Genomic DNA, 19,195 nt, shown 5'->3' with positions numbered 1-19,195 from the left:
CTATAATAATAAAAGAATTAGAACAAAACTGGCCGGAAAAACTCCGGTTCAATACCGAAATCTTTCCGACCAGTTAGTTGCTTAAAATTTACTCCAATTTATGGGGTTCAGTTCAATTGGCTTTTCACATTATTCTAATGGCCCTTCATCAATGCGATTATAATAGGCGATTTTAATTTCACTAGCTTGTAAAATTAATTTGGTCACACTCCCGTTGCGCGGGCTTTCAGTGAGGTCGTATTGACCAGCACCAAATTTGCCTACGATACTGCGGGTCGTGGTGCCATGACTTACCAGCAAAACCTTGGTGCCAGCCGGATTTTCTCGGCGGACCATATCGAAACCTAATAATAACCGATTCCAATATTCGGTGCTATTTTCTGCATCGTGAAAGGGATCAGCTTGCTTCATGAAGTTTTTTGAAGCGTCAATGGAGTAATCGCTGATGATGTCAGCATAAGTTTTACTGCCGTGGGGTGCGCCGGTCATGTACCACGCTTCCGGTGAATTCATTCCTTCAAAATAACCGTAGAATTCTTCACGGAAAAATGGGGTATCTTCCGGTTCAGTTAAGCCACTGACAGTATTAGCTTTCAAAATAACGCGGGCAGTACTACGTGCACGGCCAGTATCGCTACAGTAAGCGTGGTTGAATTTGATCTTTGCTAGCCGCTGACCTACTTTTTCGGCGTCTAGAATGCCTTGTTCAGTCAGTGGCGAATCGGCCCAGCCCTGCATACGGTTGTAGCGATTAAAATAAGTTTGGCCGTGACGAACAAGATAAACGGTCAGCTCAGTCATAGGTAGCCCTCCTATTCAAGATTAAGGTAATTTTTACTGCGTAAAAAATCAATTTTCATAACGGATGTCCTTCCGTGCTAAGCCGCAAAAGGCGCGGCAAGCCGGACAGGCTCCTATTCAAGATTAAGGTAATTTTTACTGCGTAAATGACAGAAATACGTGGCTTTTAATTAAAAAGTGCCCGCTTCGACATCCTTGATAAATTGACTTAAATGATCGAAGTAAACCGGTGCATTGTCGATCATATGATGATGGCCGCCGTTAGGTGTTGTGACTAAGCGCGCGTTAGGAATTTGTTGGGCCATTCGTTTTGCCGTAGCTAACGGCATCGTTTCGTGTTCACCAAAAGTGAGCAGTGTAGGGACCTTAATATTTTTGATTTGGTCACGAATATCCCACGATTTTAATTTCCCAGTGACGACAAATTCGTTGTTACCTTGGAAATCGTTGTACACGGGTGTTGCCGTGGTGCTGACTAAGTGGGAAATTGCTGGCGGCTGTTTGCGATCAACGTAGCCGGCGTTTAAAACATCAACGTAACTTTGGTAGCGTTCGTTATCTAAGTCATTACGTGCTTCGCAATCCTTCATATAGGCAACTGCATCAGCAGGTAAGGCAGTTTCACGGATTTTGTTGATATTGACCACATATTCATCAATATTATCGACCATACTGGAGATGATCGCGCCCTTTAAATGTTGACCGTACTTTAAGGCATAAAGCATAGTCAAAGCGCCACCCCAAGATTGACCGATCAAATAAAAATGATCTAGGCCTAATTTTTGGCGCACTTCTTCAACTTCATCTAAGTAATAATCGTAAGTTAAGAATTGATCACGAATAGCGGGATCAGAAAAATCTGGCTGGTCAGAGTACCAAGAACCTAACTGATCGTACATAGAAACACGTACACCAAGTGGCGCTAGCTTTTCCGCAAAGTTTTCGTAATATTCGTGATTGCCACCAGGGCCGCCATGGAGAGTTAGAAGTTGGATATCACCAGTACCATCTGTATGGGTCCACAAATGATAACCGTTGTCTAACGTAATGATGTTGGTTCCGTTTTTCATACGCTCACCTTTTTCTATTAAGATACTTTCATTCTAGCATTTTCATCTGTGAAGCAAAAGCTGAAATAAACGACATTAGCGTCGAAGTGGGGAACGGGCGCAATTATTTTGCGGCAAAACTAAATATAAGCTTAAGTTTGCGCTAAGCAATCGCTTTTACTGTTAAAATTCGCTAAAATGAATGGGCTAGGTTGGATCGTAAAATTATCTTTGCGGTCAATGTGGTGGCCGGAAATTAGGCGGTTCGCGTTATGATTGTTTTCTTTGATCTAGCTTAGATTAACATCAAACTGATGATCGTTGGGCAGCGCAGATGCTACGGTCAAAAATTTAAGGGGTTTTCAATAATGAAATTAAGGTGGCAGAAATTTAGACGACAAGTTGTGATCGTTGTTGCTTTAGCTGGCGTATTTTTAGGTAGCGGGTTAGTGGCGGTGCACGCTGACACTTATAGTAGCAGTAGCAGTGAAAGTGTGGTCAATGAACGCTGGGGAAAGCCGACTTTTATTTATGGTGGCGGGCTGAATCAAAGTCAGATCCAGCAAACAATGAACATTATGAATATTAATAGCAACGACGTGACCACTAGTAGCGTCACTGGGCAGGATCTGATCAAATATTTAGGTTCTGGTTCCGGTGATACTAGTGTTATGATCTCCTCTGTTTTGGTCACGCGTGAGTCCAGTGGCCATGGGATCACGGTTAAAATTGATACACCGGCAGATATTACGCAGATCACTGCGGATGAATACAAGAACCCCTTGATCACTGCCGGTATTACCGATGCGACCATTGAAGTTGCCAGCGTTAAACCAGTAACCGGCGAAAGTGCTTTGACTGGCGTGTATAAAGCCTTTGAAACTAACGGTGAGACAATTGATCCTGATCGAGCGGCACTGGGACAAGAAGAGCTGGAAACGACTAACTCAGTGGCCCAGGACGCCGTTAAGCAAAACGAACAGGACAATCCGGATCAAAGTAGTTCTGAGAATACTGCGGATGCCAAGAAAATCAAATTACAATTAGCCAATGCTTTAACTGATATTAAGCAACAATTGGCCGATTTGAAGAATCAAGGTAAAACTGCTAATACCACCCAGATCACAACAATTGTCAATAACGCGATCAAAGATAATAATTTATCAGGTAAAATCAGTCAAACTAACATCAAACAATTGGTCAACTTGGCTGGTAAGTATCAAACAACTTCAGGTGTTTTGGATAAGTCAACCATGAATCAACTGGATAAGGCTAAAAGTAGTATCGGTTCAGCCTTGAATAAGGTTGGCGGGGCTTTAAAAAACGCCCAAAATAGTGGTTGGTGGCAGCGATTTGTTAACTGGGTCAAAGGCGTTTGGCAAGGTATTTTTGGCTAAAATTAATTAGTGGGGCAGCGGGCTTGCAGTCAGCTGGGCCACTTTTTTTATAAGCTGAAGTGAGTTTGGTATACTAGAGAGTGTCTTTTAAAAAAATTTATGGTGAAGGAGCTGGCGCAATCATGTTTTATTTTGTGAATACAAGTATTAACCCGAAAAAATCGGGGATCGAACATGCGGAAATGAAACGGCTAGCTTTATTTAAAGATCACAAGGTTCCCGCTAAAATCGTCACCCGCTTTTTTTCATTGACTTTACACGAAACTTTAAAGGATGCGGGTATTCCTGAAGCTGATCAAATCAATTTATTTGATTTTATTCAACATTCAACTGCCTTTAAACCGCAGCGTTTGACCATCGACGCTTTAAATTTACCAGCTGACTACCAAGTGGTTGCTGACACCCATAATTACAAGGTCTGGCAAGGCCAGCAATTGTTGATGCAGGTCAATACAATCGGGCCCAACGATCCCCGCTTGAATAATGTGCAGTACTTTGATCAAAATGGCAAATTATTGACGACACATTGGTACGATACCCGGGGATTTAAAGGCTTGGAGCAGTTTTATACTGCTGACGGGCAAGTTGCCAGTGAACAAGTTTTTGATCCTCAGGGGAAAGTGGTTTATCAGACTTTTCATATGCAGGATAAGCAGGCTAACTTAAAAAACTCACTGTACCGTTTTGTGGATTATCACGGGCATGATTGGTCGTTTGCTGGTGAAGAAGCAATGATGCGCTTTTTCTTAGACGAATTAAATCGCGTCGATGCAGGTAAAAATGTGTTTATCATTGATCGAACTTATGAGCTGGCTTGGTCAGCATTACGCATGCACACACGGCCGTTTCGCGTGTTGCATTTGCACAGTAATCACGTTAATGATCCAACTGATCCACTACAGGCAACGCTAAATTACAATTACGAATTGGCCTTGAATAATTTAGCACAGTGGGATGGGGTGATCACCGCCACTGAACAGCAAAAGGCCGATTTTAGTGCGCGCTACGGACAAAAAACGCCAATTTTTACCATTCCTGTTGGGGTGGTCGCTGATGCTGTGCTGCAGGCGCCGCATCCACATTGGGCCACCCGCACACCGGGTAAAGTAGTTATGGTGGCGCGTTTATCTGAAGAAAAGCAGCAAGATCAGTTGATCAAGGCTATTCAGCAAGTGCACGCCAAGTTACCGCAGGTGTCGTTAGATTTCTGGGGTTATGCCAATGGCGACACTGGGACTAAATTGCGCCAACTCGTTGAAGAATTAGGCGTTGGCGCGTACATTAAATTTCACGACTATACCCAAAATGTTGGGCAAGTTTATAATCAGGCGCAATTGGCGGTGCTGACTAGCCGTGCAGAAGGCTTTGCCTTGGCTTTATTGGAGGGGCAGGCGCACGGATTACCACAAGTTGCGTACGATATTAAGTATGGTCCCCAGGCGATCATTCGTGATCAGCAGGATGGTTTATTGGTGCCGGTCAATGACGTCACCGCATTAGCTGAGGCAATTTACACGTTACTTAGTGATCCGCAGAAATTACAGGCCTATAGTCAACAAGCCTACCAAGATAGTCGGCGTTATTCTGAAACCGCAGTTTGGCGTGGTTGGCAGCAACTGATCACTGCTGCAGAAACTTTTTATGCGGAAAAAGGAGGAAACAATCATTAGAAAAAATATGTAATAAAGCAGAAATAAATAGCAAAGTAAGTCGCTATTCATAAAAGTAAATATGAAGCTGAACAGCATGACTATTATTTAATCTGATGATATGCTGTGTGTAGGAAGAAATAAAAAACAACGCTGGTTTGATTGGTGGTGCAACGAATGCTGCGGGCGCAAAAGGTTAGACTCTATCCCAACCGGCATATGGCGAAAGTCCTCGATAGTCTCTGCGATTATCGCCGTTATTGCTGGAATAAAGGCCTAGCAATTTGGAACGACATGTACGACTTACACACGATTGAGCATAGTAATCCCCGACCGAGCGCTTATTCGGTGCGCAATGAGCTGGTGGCCGCTAAAGCTGATTGGCAATACGAATTGTCGGCGCGAACCTTGCAGTTAGCGATCGCCGATTTAGGCAAAGCGTGGCAGAATTTTTTTGATAAAAGCCTGCCTGATTGGGGCAAGCCGAGATTCAAATCCAAGCGTGCGCCACGACAAGGCTTCAAAACGGATCGTGCTAAATTTGTCAATGGTAAGTTACGTTTAGATAAGCCGCGTGGGACTAAAATTTGGTATGACATCCGCCTTAGCAAGCATGTTAATTTAACCGGCACGCTCAAGGTCGTCAGTGTTTACCGTGAAAATGGCCAATACTGGGCTAGTTTGCCGTTTGAAGTTACCGTTGCGGCTAAGCCTAAAACCGGTGAAAGCTCGGCGGTTGATGTCAATGTGGGTCATCTGAACTACACAGGTGGTGTGGTCAATACGCTACCTAAGCGGCTGCAAAGATTGTATCAACGGATCAAATTCTATCAGAAACGGTTAGCTCGCAAGCGGGTCGTGAACGGCAAAACGGCGACTAAAAGCAATAATTACCAGGCAATGAGAGCCAAGTTGCAACGGGATTATCGCAAGGTGACCAACATCCAGCACGACATTATGCAGAAATTCACGACCCAGCTAGTGACTGATTATGACAAAATCGTCATTGAGGATCTATCAGTTAAAAAAATGCAGATGGCGCATGTGGCTTCAAAGGGCCTACAACGATCGATGTTTGGCTATTTCCGCCAAATATTGCGCTACAAGTGTGAATGGTATGGCAAGGAGTTGGTGCTGGCTGATAAGCATTATCCGTCAACCCAACGTTGCTCGGCCTGTGGTCATATCAAGTCCGGCAACGACAAGCTCACCTTGCAGGGTAACGCCACGCATAAAACCAAGCATCACGAATATGTTTGTTATCATTGTGGCGTCACCCTTGAACGCGATGAGAATGCCGTGGCCAATTTATTAGCATTAATCTAAAATAATTAAAAAATTAACGGGCAGGCTTTGCCCTGATGCTGTCCTAGTTGGTCAATGTGATTACGCCCTGGTGGCCTATCGGAATACCAGCGTCTTAACGGCAGCAAGTAAAATAAAGAAAGGAAATATGCAATCTTTCTAAATGTAGCAATTCGTAATGATTGACTACATTTCTCTATATTTTGCATAGCAGGTCGCCAATGATTTATTTTGTTAATCAGTATTTAATGGCCTTAAATTCAGGTGTTGAACACGCCGAATTTAAACGGTTAGCTTTATTTAAAAGGCATGGTGTGGCTGCTAAAATCGTCACCCGCGATTTTGATGCGCTGCTGCACCAAAATAGTCAGCATTTTGGCTTAGTAGCCACGGATATGGTCAATCTATATGACTTTTTTCGTGGTAGTGAGCAACTGACGCCGCAAGTTTTAAAAATTCAAGATCTAAATTTAGCACCAGCCTATAATGTGGATCCTGGCGCTAATGTTAGTCACGTTCGTGAAGGCGATCATTTGGTGGCGGACGTTTATTTTAGTCCAGGGACCGTTGGACATTTATATTACGTCAATTACTTTGATTCGTTTACGAATATTGTTCAGCGAACTTATTACGATTCCCGGGGGTTTAAAGCTGCTGATCAGTTTTTTGCGCCAAATGGTGAGTTGATCACTGAATTAATTTATAATTTAGATGGTAGCCGTTTGTTTGAGCGCTTTTACACCCATGACCAGGAGCAACAAAATTATATGACCGCGATTCGTTTACTAAATTATCGGGGTCAGCAATGGCAGTTTAATTCGGAAAATGAATTGATGCGCTTCTTCTTGGATGAATTAAATCGGCGGACACCGGGGACCTTTATTGCTGATCGGCCTTTGGCGGCTGACTGGCCAATGATCAATATGCAAACGGCGGCGCGTAAGTTTGTTTGGTTACCGACCACGCATGCTAATGACCCACAAGATCAAGTTTTCAGTAATATGAATGGCGCCTATGTGTACGCGTTACACGACCATTTAGCTAAGTTAGATGGCGTGATCACGGCGACTAAGCAGCAGGCGGCCGATTTAACGCGCTGGCTTGGCGATAAGCCACTTCGGCCAATTACGGCGATCTCTGCGGCTGTGGTGGCTGATACCACGTTAAATGCGGCACCAGTACCAGCGGCAGAGCGGACAGCCGGCAAAATTATTTTTGTAGGGCGGATCGATCAGACGAAGCGCTTAAATCAGTTGATCGAAGCGTTTAGTCAAGTCCATCAGCGGTTACCACACACGACTTTGGAAATTCACGGCTATGGCACCTTGATCGCTAAATTACAACAACAAGTTACGCAACTCAACTTGAAAAATGTAATTACTTTTGTGCCGTATCATCAAGATTTAGCTAAAACTTACGATCAGGCACAGCTATTCGTTTATCCGGCTGAAAGTGATGGTCAATCGTTAGCCTTAGTTGAGGCGTTGGCGCACGGGGTGCCGGTGGTCAGCTACGATATTAATTATGGGCCTAAGGAAATTATCACCGATGGAAGTAACGGTTATTTAGTGGCTTCTGGTGACGTCAATGCTTTAGCCAGTGGGATGACTAAGGCATTAGTGAATCAAAAACGTTGGCGCCAACTCAGTCGAAACGCGTACCATAGTGTTAAACAGTATGGTGAAGCGCGGATCTGGCCTTTGTGGCAACAGGCTTTAAAGCTAAAATAGCATATCCACCATTATTTGTAGCTCTAAAGGGTCACTTGAGCAAAAATTAAACGCATAATGAGCGCCTTACTATAATAGCAGGGCGCTTTTTATTTTGGTCATAATGATGGCTTTTGTTTTAGAATTGTTCCGTCAGGTGAGATATGCTATTCTGTTAATTGTAATCGCTTACACTATGTGAGAAAGGAAGTTACACAATGACACAAGATATCCAGTACGAAACATTTACGAAGTTACAGCAATTTATGATCTTAGGGTTTGAAGCGGTGGGAGTGCCCACTGCAGATGCCCAAATTTGTGCGCAAGTACTGATCGAATCGGATAAACGGGGGATCGATTCGCATGGGGTAGGTCGCTTTAAACCAATTTATATTGATCGTATCGAAGCCGGCATTCAAAATGTTAATACACAGATCGAAGTTATACGGGAAACTAAAACTACCGCGGTACTGGACGGCGGCGATGGGATGGGCCATGTGATCGGTGTGCGCGCCATGCAGCTGGCGATTGATAAAGCCAAAGCATACGGTATGGGCATGGTAGCCGTCCGTAATTCAACGCATTATGGGATCGCCGGTTACTATCCGATCATGGCCGCTAAAAATGGGATGATCGGGATCACTGGTACTAATGCGCGACCATCAATTGCACCGACTTTTGGGGTCGAGAATATGTTAGGGACTAATCCGTTGACCATCGGTTTCCCAACTGATGAGGCTTTTCCCTTTATGATCGATGCGGCGACTTCGATTACCCAACGCGGTAAAATTGAACATTATGCGCGGATCAATAAAACCATGCCTTATGGTTGGGTGATCGATTCGCATGGAGCTGGGGTCACGGATCCGAATGTTGCTTTAAAGGGGTTAGTGGCTGGAACCTGCGCATTAGCACCACTTGGCGGCATTGGCGAAGATTTGGCCGGTTATAAAGGCTATGATTATGCTACAGTGGTTGAAGTGCTTTCCGCCGCGTTACAAGGGGGGCGGTTCTTGCATCAATTAAGTGGTCTTGATGCCAGCGGCAAGAAGCAACCTTATCATTTAGGCCATTTCTTCATGGCAATCGACATCAATGCTTTCACGGAGGTGGCTGCTTTTGAAAAAACGGCTGGGAATATTTTGCGGGCGTTGCGTGCCTCAAAAAAAGCGCAAGGTCAAGCACGCATTTATACTGGTGGTGAAAAAGAATACTTAGCTTTCTTGGAACGTTCTCAACATGGTGTGCCATTAAATCCAGCAGTGCGGACATCACTGATCGCCGTTCGGGATCAATATCAAATTGATTTTAAATTTAGTTGGGAATAGGGCGCGCTTAGGCTACATGTTTTAGTGGGTCAGTTTAGAAAAACAAAAAGGGATCGCAACATTGAGGTGCTTTTGCAGAGCACTTCAATGGCGCGATCCCTTTTAATTAGTATTCACGGGTCAATAATTGCTTGGTCAACCGCTGCAGGTCATCACGGGCCTCGCCAGCAGGTAACTTACCGATCGCTTTTAAGGCTTCATCGGTATATTTGGCCGCTAACTCCTGTGCGGTAGTGACACCGCCTGCAGCAATCACCAGTTGACGCACACGTTCACAGTCAGCGTCAGTCATGGCGGAACGCTTTTTCAACAAAGTCAGTAATTCTGGCGTTGGTTGTTGCAACGCAAAAATCAACGGTGCTGAATAGACACCTTGGCGCACGTCTTCCAAAACGGGCTTACCTAAAACTTGGCTAGTTTGGGCGTAGTCAAGGATGTCATCAACAACTTGAAAGGCTGTGCCAATCGCCGTGCCGATTTTTTCGCATTGGCGCGCGAATAATTGACTGTTGCCACTTTCGTAGGCACCAATAAAGCAGGCCGTAGCAAAAAGTTGTGCCGTTTTACCTTTGATCTGCAGGATGTAATCCTCGACGCGCATTGCTAAATTATAGCGCATGTTCATTTGGCGGATTTCCCCGTTGAGGATCTTCTCCATGCTCCGAGTGTTGGCACGAATACTCCGTAAACCACTGGTGTAGTGGGACAGTAGTTTGAAGCAGACAACGAAGAGGTAATCACCTGCGTACACAGCAGTATCCTTACCAAACCGCGCCTGAATCGTTGGTTGGTTGCGGCGAAGATCAGAGTCATCCACAATGTCATCGTGGATCAAAGTCGCAGTGTGCAGCGTTTCTACGGCTGCCGCCAACGCAATCATTTTCTTCCGTTCGGTTTCATGAAAGCGGGAAAATAATAAGCAATAAGCGGGGCGAAGTAATTTGCCACCGGAATGGATCATGTCGATGATCGCCGCAGATACCTTGGGATCATGAGTTTTTATATTTTGTTCCATTAAAGTCAGTGTAGCTTTTAATTCCGGGGCAAGCTCGGGATATTGTTGCCACATTGCATTAATTTTTGTCATAATGCGACTCCTTTTGCAAATATTTAGCGTGTCGTTGCCGTTTCTTCAACGTTCGTAGGTGTGCGTAATTGGTTTTTAGATAATTTAATGTGCTGACATGTTCAAATAAATAGTTGGCGGCGATCCCAATGGCGATACCGGCAAGAATTCCGATGAACGATAGAATCGGTAAATACAGTAATACAGTCCAACTTTGTGCGATCAAACTAGCGATCAAGAGTTGGCCCACATTGTGTAAAACACCGCCTGCTGCAGAGATCCCGATCAAACTGACACGCTTAGGCCCTAATTGCTTGATCGCTAACATGCCAAAGTAGCTGAGAATTGCACCACCAGCAGAATAAAGAAAAGTCGATAAAGTCCCACCTAATAACGTTGTCAGAATTAAACGCATCCACAATAACATAAAACTATCACGAAATGACATCGTAAACAAGGCAACGATAGTAATTAAATTGGCTAACCCCAACTTTGCGCCTGGTGCAAAAGCGAACGGAAAAGGAATCATACGTTCGATCAACCCAATAATCACTCCTTGGGCAACTAACAACGCAATATATACGTACTTTTGAGTTTTCGGTTGAACCATCAATTTCTCCTCACTCATTCAGTAACCATTCCACCTTGGGTTTGTGAACCATGGTTAGTCTTGATTTCGATCAATAATTTGTGGGGGAGACAGACGATGGTTTGTCCTGGCTTCGAGATCCAGCCCCGCCGCACGCAAATCTGGTCCTGACAATTGGCGTCCACAATGGCGATACGGCTACCTTTGATCTCCACATCATTGTAATCACCATCCGCGGCCTGGTAACGATATTTAGTCACACCTTTATGATCAGTTAATTTAATAGTATACAGCTTTTTGCCGTTATGGCTAATAATTGCTGTTCGCACCTGTGCTTGTGATCGCTGAAGTGCCGCTGCTTGGTTCTGTTCATGAATGGCAAAAATAATTAAAGGGGTGAAGGAGCCAATTATCAATAAAACGATAATAATGATATCCCAAGGACGAATCATTTTAAAATATTTGTTCTTAGTCACAGGCTTGACCCCATCTATTTGATTGATTAAAAAAGAATGGTTCTGGGTAATTCACCCCAGAACCATCCCCGTTAAAGATTCGACTGTAATTTTAAATAACTATTTGCTGTAGATTGATTTGAGATCGCCATACCACCAGTGACCCAAATGCTTTTGTAACCACGGCACAACCCAGAAATCAAGGCCAAAGGCACGACCAGAACCGTTCATTAACGCTAAAGCAACGAATGGCATCCACATGTTGACCCAGTAGAACATACCGGAGAGACAGAAGACAACTACCAAACCAATGGTAATCGCATTAGCTAACCAAGTGAAGAGACCAACTAAGATACATAGTGCCAAAGCAATTTCAACAATGGTCATAAATTCTTGCATGAACAAAGCAGTTTGCTTGTTAGGAATAAAGAATTTAGTGACGCTTTCGTACCATTTTGGTAAATGTTTGAAGATCATCATTGGTTGTTTACCATAATCATATGATAAACTGAAAAATTCATTCTTTGGTGTCGCTGAAGCTGCAGTTTCGACTGCTTTTTTAGCTGTTTTAGCACCTTCAGAAGCCGCACTTGTGGTGACTTTAGGGTAGAGCCAGGTAAATGGTAACCGCAATTTGCCGTTAAACCAAGAACCACTGCCTTGAACCTTAGTCCAGCAATCGACTAACCACATTGCTGCGTAGAAGATCCGCATCGGGACACTCCACAAAACGTTACCATAACGGGAAATATGACCCCAGAATGGGTTCCGACCGTTACGGTTGCGGAAGAATTCGTGCATACTGTATTGATAAATATAGTAACCAGCAAAAGTAGTGACAAAGTAAAGCAGGTTGATCATGTGTTTCATCAACGTACCAAACCAACCACTTAAATGAATGCTACCAAAAATATTGGCAACACTATAATGTGAACCAATGGAAACAACGAACCCAGAATAGCTAGCCTTCAAAGGTTTTGGTGTTGTTCCGTTAACCGTGGCAACAATGTGCTCAGCTGCAGTTGCACCAGTTTGTTCAGCAGCTTCAACGATTTGTGGTGTACCACGATCGCCTTCATTGGTGTTCAATGAAAGGTCACCAGCAACATAGGTATTTGGATATTGCTTCGATTGCATGAATTCGTTGGTGATCAAGCGACCTGCACGGCCTTGTTCCATATCGAAATCACTAGTATCAGTATTGGCTTTCAAGCCAGCAGTCCAGATAACCGTGTTAGTTGGAACGTGCGTACCGTCTTTCAAGGTCATGTAGCCATCGCCAACTTCGGTGATCGGAGCGCTGGTCCGCACGTCGATGCCCTTTTTCTTCATGAAGCGAAGTGCCAGATCAGCATCTTTCCGATCCAACATGTTTAAGATCGTTGGTACGGCTTCGTCTAAGATCAAAGTGATCTCGCTAGGATCGATCTTGTTTTCTTTAGCAAGGATTGGTCGCCAGTCGATCATTTCACCAACAGTTTCAACCCCAGTAAAACCACCGCCGACAACAACGAAGGTCAACATCGCTTTACGTTTGGCCGGATCATGTTCAGCTGCAGCTGCCGCAACGGTTGCCTTGATATGTTCTTTGATCTTGACAGCGTCTTCAAATGACCACAGCGTGAAGCCATAATCCTTAACGCCAGGTGTACCGAAATCGTTAGATTCAGCACCCATTGCTAAAATCAAATAATCATAGTTATAACTGCCATGTTCAGTCGTGACAACATTTTTGTCATGATCGACTTTGGTGACACTGTCCGTTACGATCGAAACGTTCTTTTTATGGGCAAATAAACGTCCCAGGTCGTATTGAACAGCTTCTTCAGGTACTCGATCAGTGGCAATTTCGTGCAATTCGGTCATATAAGTCATGTAGGAATGACGGTCAATGAGCGTGATATGCACGTCATGATTCTTTTTGAATCGTTTTGCTAAGCGTCTTGTAGCAGAAACACCGGCAAAGCCAGCCCCAACAACTACAATATTTTTCTCAGCCATAAAAACACCCCTTAATAATTGCAGTATATAAAAATTTCACAATTAAATAAATTGCGAAGATATATCTACTTGATTATACAAAACCGTAACCGCTTTGTCCATTGCCTAAATGAATCAAATACCAACAAATATGTTTAGTTTAGCGCAAAAATTGTAAGCGGCCTATTTTTACGGCTAGTCGGCACCAAAATGAAATAAAAAAGGCGACTAAGCAGGCTAAAAATTGGTCCCTTAACTAGTCATTAAATTTTGGTGATGCAAATTAAGTCCCACAAAAAATGGCGACTTTAGAAAGCGTGTTCTTAAAAGCGCAAGTAATGGCTGTGGATTAAGAATTACTGATGCGATAATTAGTAGTTGCTAGCTGCTCTATTTCACAAATACTTTTGGCCTAAAAATTGTTGACTTGGACTGGCACTTAATTTAGCTTACAATAGTGTCTAGGCTAACTAATAGTGTATAAATAAAGGAGCTGGGCATAACCAATGACAAAAGAAACAACTTTTAAACCGATGACGTTTAAATTATTTTTAGAATTTATCCGGTTGAACGCGAAAACCGCAAGCGCAATTCCGTTTATTCTGGGGGTCCTATTTTCAATTTATTATTTTCAAGAGGTGAACTGGATCAATTCGGTGCTTTATTTTATTGCGCAGATGGCGATCGCCTTTTTTGTGACCGGCTTCAACAATGTCCAAGACTATAAACTGGCCGTGGATAAGCATTATCGGGATACTTATAATATTATCGGTCGTGAACACCTATCACCACGGCGCGCCCTTAATTTGATGCTGTTTTTTTTAGTATTAGCGTGCACATTAGGGGTGGTGCTGGTTTGGCGGACTAATTTATTGCTGCTATTCATGGGTGGCGCTGGGATTTTTATCACGATTTTTTATACTTATGGGCCAATTCCGTTTTCGCGCTTTCCTTTAGGTGAGCTACTGTCAGGGGTGGCGGAAGGCTTTGGTGTCTTCTTCATTACGATCTATATCAACGTGTTGCCCCAAAAGATCATGGGTTTATTTTTTAACTGGCCTAATTTTAATTTAAGCGGTAATTTGCTAGTGATCATCGTGATCATTTTAGCTGGTTTACCGAATATCTTTACTGTAGGAAACGTCATGTTTGCCGATAATATGTCGGATCTGCCCCAAGATATTCGCAATAAACGGTTTACCTTACCTTATTATATGGGAATCAAGCGTTCACTGGTTCTGTATTCTTGGCTGTTGTATCTTTGCTTTGTTTGTGTAACCTTAAGCGTTGTGTTAGGCGTATTACCACCAGAAAGCTTGCTAGTTTGGTTAGTTTTACCCACAATATTGAAAAATATTCGTACTTTCCGAAAGGAGCAAGTAAAAGAGACAACGTTTGAAACGGCGATTCAAAATTTAATGTTTTTTCAAGGCGTGCAGATTCTGGCCCTGTTGATCGCCATCATCCGGACGCAAGTATTCGCTTGAGTTGACGCCAGCAGTTGCGCATGCTAAAGTTATGAACGTAAAGTTACGTTGGCAAAGTAACAGTCTAAAGGAGTCGTAACATGGCCAGTGTTAAAGTCAGTTTGGCCTGCTCGGTTTGTGGCGCACGTAACTACACGGTTCGCGTTAATGCGCAACACACACAGCGGTTAACTTTAAAAAAATATTGTAAACATTGTAATCAAGAAACTCTTCACCAAGAAACGAGGTAAGTGATCTAAATGAAATTATTCCGTTACCTAGGCGCTGTTCGCCAGGAAATGCGTGCGACTACTTGGCCAACGCGTAAAGAATTACGTCATGACACCAGCACGGTTGTGTGGTTATCCTTACTTTTTGCCGCTTACTTTGCACTGGTTGATAACGGCATTCAGTGGATCTTAAATCTATTTATTTTCAAATAATAAACGTGTATCGAGATGCTTTTTCTGGTATACTTTGTTCAGAGACGAAAACTTCGCGGCGCGGAGTTTTTTTATTTGGCATTTTTACTTTTGATGGTACTTACTGCAGACATAAAGGAGCACAAAAAATGGAAACCGAATCAGCACAAAAACAATGGTACGTTTTGCACACTTATTCTGGCTACGAAAATAAAGTTAAAGGTAACTTAGAATCCCGGGCCCAATCAATGGGGATGGAAAATAATATTTTCCGCGTGGTCGTACCAGAACAAGAACAACGGGAAATCAAAGATGGTAAAGAAAAAGTTAGCATGCAAAAGGAATTTCCGGGCTATGTTTTAGTCGAATTGATCATGACCGATCAAACTTGGTTCATTGTGCGGAATACACCTGGCGTCACTGGTTTCGTGGGTAGCCACGGTGCCGGTAGTAAGCCAGCACCACTTTTGCCTGAAGAAGTTGAACGGATCTTACGTCAATTAGGAATGAGTGCACGGCACGCCGATGCGGACTTCAATGTTGACGATACCGTAACCATCATTGATGGCGCCTTTTCAGGCCTATCTGGTAAAGTGACTGAAGTCGATGCCGAAAAGATGAAATTAAAAGTTAATATCGACATGTTTGGTCGGGAAACAAGCACGGAATTAGATTACGATCAAGTCGACCAACTTTAAAAATAATTGGGGTGAGCAGGAATGCGGTGGCCATATTTTAACCGATCCTTTAAAATACCGCGCCATTACTTTCAGGCAATCAGTTTCACCAACGAATTAACGGTGGTTGTTAGTACGACTGGCCCAGCATTGCGTAAGGCTAAACGACAAATCAGGCGTTTAGCGCAACAAGGTGTGATTCAATGGAAGCAAACCATCCGTTTGCCACACCCAAATTTATTCCAACCGACCACTGATTTGGACAATCCACTGCTGTTGTTAGTGGTTCCCAAACGGTGGTCGGCTAGTCAACAGGCGCAGCAAGTCCAAGGGTATTTAGCATCGTTATTAAAAGCAACAACACCGGTAAAATTGGTTTGTCCGCTGCCACTAGACTTACCACTAATGCAACAACGGCAGTTAAGTTGTTGGTTGGCCGTTGACGTACAGGCAACTACTTGGCTCAGCACTTATTTGTACTCGCCGCGGCGAGTATTGCTGACACGCACCGCTGACGGCCGCATCGATCACGCCAGCTATCAGCGCTTATGGCGGGCGGATGTTTTTTCCAGTGAACGATGAGAAGCTACATAATATAGGTAGCTTCTTTTTTATCTGCGGAGTGCGGTGCGGATTGTGGCCCTGAAATGGACCTTGCTTCTCGCAGGGGAGCGTGCTATACTACTTGGGTGCGAATTTTCGCACCGTGGCACAGTGGTGTCGCGTTAAGTGGGAGGCCAAAATCAGCTTGGCCAAATTACCACAGCACGGACTTAAGGAGGTTTTGTCTCGTGGCAAAAAATGTCGTAAATGTCGTTAAGTTACAAATTCCTGCCGGTAAAGCAACTCCAGCTCCACCAGTTGGCCCCGCATTAGGGCAAGCAGGTATCAATATTATGGGCTTCACTAAGGAATTCAACGCGCGGACTGCTGATCAAGCAGGCATGTTGATTCCAGTTGTGATCAATGTTTATGAAGATCGTTCATTCGATTTCGTAACTAAGACCCCACCTGCTGCAGTTTTACTTAAAAAAGCTGCTGGTGTTGAACATGGTTCCGGCGAACCGAACACGAAAAAAGTTGCTACTGTAACCAGCGACCAAGTACGTCAAATCGCTGAAACTAAAATGCAAGACCTAAACGCTGCAGACGTTGAAGCTGCAATGCGCATGGTTGAAGGTACTGCTCGTTCAATGGGCTTCACTGTCGAAGGCTAAAGCGCGCACGGATTTTCAATGAAAATTGTCTAATCAAGTGGGAGGAATTAATTCCTGTGACCACATTTGCAAGGAGGAAAAACACAAATGGCTAAAAAAAGTAAAAAGTATGCAGCAGCGCTAAAACAAGTTGATGCTGACAAAAAATACAGTGTTGACGAAGCGGTCGCTTTAGTAAAAAAAGTTGATTTCGCAAAATTCGACGCAACGGTTGAAGTTGCTTACAATTTAAACGTTGACCCTAAACAAGCAGACCAACAGATCCGTGGGGCAGTTGTTTTGCCAAACGGTACTGGTAAAACACAAAAAGTGATCGTTTTTGCTCAAGGCCCACAAGCCGAAGAAGCAAAAGCAGCTGGTGCTGACATTGTCGGTGCTGAAGACTTAGTGCAAAAAATCCAAGATGGCTGGTTGGACTTTGATGTTGCCGTTGCAACACCACCAATGATGGCCCAAGTTGGTCGTTTAGGCCGGGTCTTAGGTCCTAAAGGCTTAATGCCTAACCCTAAGACAGGGACAGTAACAATGAACGTTACTAAGGCTGTTAACGATATCAAAGCTGGTCAAGTGGCTTACCGGGTTGACAAGGCTGGGATCATCCACGCCCCAATCGGTAAAGTATCATTTGATGACGCTAAATTAGTTGAAAACTTCCAGACGATGCAAGATACTATTGCTAAAGCTCGCCCAGCTTCAACTAAAGGCACTTATATCCAAAGCTTAACGGTTACTTCAACCTTTGGCCCTGGTGTTAAAGTGGACGTTGCTTCTTTCTAAGCGGCGCGGAAACACAGTCAGTTTTGCTGACTGTGTTTTTTTGTAGCGTGATTGAAAAAGTGCTCAGGTTACAGCGCAAGTTGCTTTTTCAATCACAGTTGCGCTAACGCAGTGGGTTAATCCGCAATTTTTCTGAAAAACAGTATTTCAAGCATAAACGTGCTTGACGGGTACCTTTATTCATGATATGCTGGTTCTCGGTTATATTTCTACCTAAGACTCAGGTGGCTTTGCCTTAAACGTTTAGTTCCGCTAAACGGCCCGCCGAGGAGAAAGTTTGTACGGTTTACACAGACTCTCTGCGGCGTTGTGTCTTTGCACACAGCGTTTTTTTATTAGGAGAAATCCACCAACAGAGTGTTCGCACTCTGATTCTAACAGGAGGTGAGATTCTCGTGAGTGAAGCAGTTATTGCACAAAAAGCGAAAGTTGTTGATAGCGTCACTGATCAGTTCAAGAATGCGGCATCTGCTGTTATTGTTGATTCCCGTGGCTTGACCGTTGCGCAAGATACAGAATTACGTAAGGAATTACGTGAAGCTGGTGTCGAACTACATGTTATCAAAAACACGATTTTACGTCGTGCCGCTGATAAAGCTGGCTTTGAAGGGTTAGATGATACATTTGTTGGCCCAACTGCCGTTGCTTTTTCAAATGAAGATGTCGTTGCACCTGCACGTATCTTGGCTAAATTTGCTGAAACAGCAGACGCCCTTGAAATTAAAGGTGGTCTGATCGAAGGTAAAGTTGCTAGCTTAGACCAAATCAACGATCTGTCCAAGTTGCCAGACCGCGATGGTTTACTTTCAATGTTACTTTCTGTCTTACAAGCACCAGTGCGCAATGTTGCGTATGCAGTTAAGGCTGTTGCTGATGCAAAACCAGCTGAAGAGGCTGAAGCATAATAATAAATTACCTATTCTAGGAGGAACTTAAAATGGCATTAGATAAAGATGCAATCGTTGCACAATTAAAAGATGCAACTATTCTTGAATTAAACGACTTAGTTAAAGCAATCGAAGACGAATTTGGCGTAAGCGCTGCTGCTCCTGTAGCTGCTGCTGGTGCTGCTGGCGGCGACGCTGCAGCTGCTAAGACTGAATTTGACGTTGAATTGACTGGCGCTGGCCAATCAAAGATCAAAGTCATCAAAGCTGTCCGTGAAATCACAGGCGCTGGTCTTAAAGATGCTAAAGACATGGTTGACGGTGCTCCTAACGTCATCAAAGCTGGCGTTTCAGAAGACGAAGCTAACGAACTTAAAGCTAAGCTTGAAGAAGCTGGCGCTGAAGTTACTGTTAAATAGTC

The 19,195-nt window shown here is 43.7% G+C and carries 21 protein-coding genes and 1 other annotated feature; of the genes, 15 read left to right on the top strand and 6 right to left on the bottom strand.

Annotated features, from left to right (window positions below; translation table 11 throughout):
* Positions 1–85, top strand: an 85-nt coding sequence (locus FFM78_RS14165; protein ID WP_137637389.1) for an IS3 family transposase, incomplete at its 5' end; no start/stop codon positions are given.
* Positions 86–129: 44 nt separating this feature from the next.
* On the opposite strand, the gene FFM78_RS05220 is transcribed toward FFM78_RS14165, so the two are convergent.
* Both FFM78_RS05220 and FFM78_RS05215 read right to left on the bottom strand, forming a co-directional pair.
* On the bottom strand, positions 130–801 hold the full coding sequence (locus tag FFM78_RS05220; RefSeq protein ID WP_137637385.1) for a histidine phosphatase family protein: 672 nt from the start codon (positions 799–801) through the stop codon (positions 130–132).
* Between the two features lie 170 nt (positions 802–971).
* Positions 972–1,871, bottom strand: coding sequence for a proline-specific peptidase family protein (locus FFM78_RS05215; protein WP_137637384.1), 900 nt, complete (start codon positions 1,869–1,871; stop codon positions 972–974).
* Positions 1,872–2,218: 347 nt separating this feature from the next.
* On the opposite strand from FFM78_RS05215, the gene FFM78_RS05210 reads away from it, so the two are divergent.
* The 5 genes from FFM78_RS05210 (at position 2,219) to FFM78_RS05190 (ending at position 9,238) form a co-directional block, all read left to right on the top strand.
* Entirely contained in the window at positions 2,219–3,247 is a 1,029-nt protein-coding gene (locus tag FFM78_RS05210) for a DUF1002 domain-containing protein (RefSeq protein WP_137637383.1), read from the top strand.
* Positions 3,248–3,369: 122 nt separating this feature from the next.
* Entirely contained in the window at positions 3,370–4,917 is a 1,548-nt protein-coding gene (locus FFM78_RS05205) for a glycosyltransferase (RefSeq protein ID WP_137637382.1), read from the top strand.
* 156 nt (positions 4,918–5,073) lie between these two features.
* Entirely contained in the window at positions 5,074–6,222 is a 1,149-nt protein-coding gene (locus FFM78_RS05200) for an RNA-guided endonuclease InsQ/TnpB family protein (RefSeq protein ID WP_137637381.1), read from the top strand.
* Between the two features lie 200 nt (positions 6,223–6,422).
* A complete protein-coding gene (locus tag FFM78_RS05195; RefSeq protein ID WP_137637380.1) occupies positions 6,423–7,931 on the top strand; it encodes a glycosyltransferase in 1,509 nt (502 codons plus the stop codon).
* Positions 7,932–8,128: 197 nt separating this feature from the next.
* Entirely contained in the window at positions 8,129–9,238 is a 1,110-nt protein-coding gene (locus FFM78_RS05190; RefSeq protein WP_137637379.1) for an Ldh family oxidoreductase, read from the top strand.
* Between the two features lie 106 nt (positions 9,239–9,344).
* Here the strand turns inward: FFM78_RS05190 and FFM78_RS05185 are convergent, their stop codons facing one another.
* From FFM78_RS05185 to FFM78_RS05170, 4 genes are all read right to left on the bottom strand, one after another.
* Positions 9,345–10,325: a polyprenyl synthetase family protein gene (locus FFM78_RS05185; RefSeq protein ID WP_137637378.1), complete on the bottom strand. Its 981-nt coding sequence runs from the start codon at positions 10,323–10,325 to the stop codon at positions 9,345–9,347.
* Positions 10,312–10,932: a Gx transporter family protein gene (locus FFM78_RS05180; RefSeq protein ID WP_137637377.1), complete on the bottom strand. Its 621-nt coding sequence runs from the start codon at positions 10,930–10,932 to the stop codon at positions 10,312–10,314. The genes FFM78_RS05185 and FFM78_RS05180 overlap by 14 nt, the downstream gene beginning before the upstream one ends.
* Positions 10,929–11,345, bottom strand: a complete 417-nt coding sequence (locus tag FFM78_RS05175; RefSeq protein WP_171001841.1) for a NusG domain II-containing protein — start codon at positions 11,343–11,345, stop codon at positions 10,929–10,931. Before FFM78_RS05175 ends, FFM78_RS05180 begins: the two co-directional genes overlap by 4 nt.
* A gap of 123 nt (positions 11,346–11,468) precedes the next feature.
* Complete coding sequence (locus FFM78_RS05170) at positions 11,469–13,349, bottom strand: NAD(P)/FAD-dependent oxidoreductase (RefSeq protein WP_137637375.1); 1,881 nt, start codon at positions 13,347–13,349, stop codon at positions 11,469–11,471.
* Positions 13,350–13,834: 485 nt separating this feature from the next.
* On the opposite strand from FFM78_RS05170, the gene FFM78_RS05165 reads away from it, so the two are divergent.
* The 9 genes from FFM78_RS05165 to rplL all read left to right on the top strand — a co-directional run bounded on the left by FFM78_RS05165 (position 13,835) and on the right by rplL (position 19,193).
* On the top strand, positions 13,835–14,815 hold the full coding sequence (locus tag FFM78_RS05165; protein WP_137637374.1) for a UbiA family prenyltransferase: 981 nt from the start codon (positions 13,835–13,837) through the stop codon (positions 14,813–14,815).
* Between the two features lie 80 nt (positions 14,816–14,895).
* Positions 14,896–15,045, top strand: coding sequence for a 50S ribosomal protein L33 (gene rpmG, locus FFM78_RS05160; RefSeq protein ID WP_137637373.1), 150 nt, complete (start codon positions 14,896–14,898; stop codon positions 15,043–15,045).
* Between the two features lie 9 nt (positions 15,046–15,054).
* Positions 15,055–15,237, top strand: coding sequence for a preprotein translocase subunit SecE (gene secE / locus FFM78_RS05155; RefSeq protein ID WP_137637372.1), 183 nt, complete (start codon positions 15,055–15,057; stop codon positions 15,235–15,237).
* 128 nt (positions 15,238–15,365) lie between these two features.
* Positions 15,366–15,914: a transcription termination/antitermination protein NusG gene (nusG, locus tag FFM78_RS05150; protein WP_137637371.1), complete on the top strand. Its 549-nt coding sequence runs from the start codon at positions 15,366–15,368 to the stop codon at positions 15,912–15,914.
* A 21-nt stretch (positions 15,915–15,935) separates the two neighbouring features.
* Positions 15,936–16,475: a hypothetical protein gene (locus FFM78_RS05145; RefSeq protein WP_137637370.1), complete on the top strand. Its 540-nt coding sequence runs from the start codon at positions 15,936–15,938 to the stop codon at positions 16,473–16,475.
* Between the two features lie 209 nt (positions 16,476–16,684).
* On the top strand, positions 16,685–17,110 hold the full coding sequence (gene rplK, locus FFM78_RS05140; RefSeq protein ID WP_137637369.1) for a 50S ribosomal protein L11: 426 nt from the start codon (positions 16,685–16,687) through the stop codon (positions 17,108–17,110).
* An 87-nt stretch (positions 17,111–17,197) separates the two neighbouring features.
* The gene (rplA, locus tag FFM78_RS05135) at positions 17,198–17,887 is read left to right on the top strand and encodes a 50S ribosomal protein L1 (RefSeq protein ID WP_137637368.1); all 690 of its coding nucleotides are present in this window, start codon (positions 17,198–17,200) and stop codon (positions 17,885–17,887) included.
* Positions 17,888–18,081: 194 nt separating this feature from the next.
* Positions 18,082–18,230: a sequence feature (ribosomal protein L10 leader region), on the top strand.
* Between the two features lie 52 nt (positions 18,231–18,282).
* On the top strand, positions 18,283–18,792 hold the full coding sequence (rplJ, locus tag FFM78_RS05130; RefSeq protein ID WP_137637367.1) for a 50S ribosomal protein L10: 510 nt from the start codon (positions 18,283–18,285) through the stop codon (positions 18,790–18,792).
* Between the two features lie 32 nt (positions 18,793–18,824).
* The gene (gene rplL / locus FFM78_RS05125; protein ID WP_137637366.1) at positions 18,825–19,193 is read left to right on the top strand and encodes a 50S ribosomal protein L7/L12; all 369 of its coding nucleotides are present in this window, start codon (positions 18,825–18,827) and stop codon (positions 19,191–19,193) included.
* Positions 19,194–19,195 lie beyond the last annotated feature (2 nt).

It is taken from the genome of Loigolactobacillus binensis (genome assembly GCF_005405165.1).
Taxonomy (GTDB): domain Bacteria; phylum Bacillota; class Bacilli; order Lactobacillales; family Lactobacillaceae; genus Loigolactobacillus; species Loigolactobacillus binensis.
The sequence above is the reverse complement of the archived record's forward strand: the minus strand, read 5'-3'. Positions and strand labels throughout refer to the sequence as shown.